Here is a 1274-nt window from a genome sequence, read left to right as displayed (position 1 = left end):
AATGCTCATGTACGGTAAGGAAGCAAGCAACCGAAAACAAGAGATAGACCGCCAGCACTACACTATTCCGAACCAAAGACCAAAAGATAAGCATTGTGGGAAAATCTAAACTTTTGGATTTTCCTACAATGCCAACTACGGCGGAATCCCTCCCACTCCTTATATCTTTCTGTATACATTGAATTTGTATTTAGTAAAATGCAGACAACACCACGGATCGGCTTTTGGTTGGACAATTCCAACCAAACACCACAGCAGACAGCAGAAAACATTCTGAACGCTAGGAAGCCGGTATGATTGTTACATATAAGGGGAAGAAAAATTTCTTTTAGGTACTTGCTTTCCTAAAACTGATGTGATACAATGATTTAATCCAGAAAAGGAGTAAAAAATATGCGGCAAGGTATTCTTAAATAAAACTATAATCAAATAGTGGGAACAAAGGATTATGATAGCTCCTTTTGTAGGGGCTTAGTTTTTTGTACCCAATTTAAGAATACTTTTGCCTTATCAATTTTGACATATCCCCAAAAACAGCAATCACAAACAGGTGTATGCTGTATATGTGTATGTCCGCAACTTATAATCCCCAGTGGTAAAAGTATTTTACTGCTGGGGATTTTTATGCCCTTTGGGGCTGTAAAGGGAGGACAATCACATGAAAATAATCAATATTGGAATTCTTGCCCATGTAGACGCTGGAAAGACGACCTTGACGGAGAGCCTGCTATATGCCAGCGGAGCCATTTCAGAACCGGGGAGCGTCGAAAAAGGGACAACGAGGACGGACACCATGTTTTTGGAGCGGCAGCGTGGGATTACCATTCAAGCGGCAGTCACTTCCTTCCAGTGGCACAGATGTAAAGTTAACATTGTGGATACGCCCGGCCACATGGATTTTTTGGCGGAGGTGTACCGCTCTTTGGCTGTTTTAGATGGGGCCATCTTGGTGATCTCCGCTAAAGATGGCGTGCAGGCCCAGACCCGTATTCTGTTCCATGCCCTGCGGAAAATGAACATTCCCACCGTTATCTTTATCAACAAGATCGACCAGGCTGGCGTTGATTTGCAGAGCGTGGTTCAGTCTGTTCGGGATAAGCTCTCCGCCGATATTATCATCAAGCAGACGGTGTCGCTGTCCCCGGAAATAGTCCTGGAGGAAAATACCGACATAGAAGCATGGGATGCGGTCATCGAAAATAACGATGAATTATTGGAAAAGTATATCGCAGGAGAACCAATCAGCCGGGAAAAACTTGCGCGGGAGGAACAGC

At 44.0% G+C, this 1274-nt stretch carries 1 protein-coding gene; it reads left to right on the top strand.

Annotation, left to right across the window (positions count from 1 at the left end; all coding sequences use genetic code 11):
* Positions 1–658 precede the first annotated feature (658 nt).
* Positions 659–1274, top strand: a 616-nt coding sequence (locus ACTUHY_RS12875; RefSeq protein WP_442828006.1) for a GTP-binding protein, incomplete at its 3' end; no start/stop codon positions are given.

It is taken from the genome of Acidaminococcus nyctereutis, from assembly GCF_052216985.1.
GTDB lineage: Bacteria > Bacillota > Negativicutes > Acidaminococcales > Acidaminococcaceae > Acidaminococcus > Acidaminococcus fermentans_A.
The sequence above is the reverse complement of the archived record's forward strand: the minus strand, read 5'-3'. Positions and strand labels throughout refer to the sequence as shown.